This is a genomic window from Nocardioides cremeus, assembly GCF_030518195.1.
Lineage (GTDB): Bacteria > Actinomycetota > Actinomycetes > Propionibacteriales > Nocardioidaceae > Nocardioides > Nocardioides cremeus.
The window spans coordinates 1-281 of the sequence record NZ_JAULSC010000222.1; the positions used below are offsets into that span (position 1 = coordinate 1).

Sequence of the window (281 nt, forward strand, 5' to 3'; positions counted from 1 at the left end):
TTTGCTGTACAGGGGTTTTCCGTAACCGTTAGCAATGAAAGAAACCTGACAGCCTCGGTTCTTTTCGGGGGTGATGATCTGTAAACAATTTTTCTTTTCTTCGCTTACTTCCTTCACAACCTCAGCTAAAAACGCTGAAAGTTTTTTGCTTTTTTCATTGAGTTTTTTCATTCCAACCTCATCAAAAATATCCACACTTGCCCGGCAAGCGGCCATTGAAAAAACAGGTGCGTTGCTCAATTGCCAGCGTTCTGCCGTTTGCATGGGCACAAATGTTTTGC

The 281-nt window shown here is 42.7% G+C and carries 1 pseudogene; it reads right to left on the reverse strand.

What is annotated here, in order from left to right:
* A pseudogene (locus tag QWJ41_RS21075) lies at positions 1–264 on the reverse strand (hypothetical protein); the annotation flags it as partial.
* Positions 265–281: the final 17 nt, after the last annotated feature.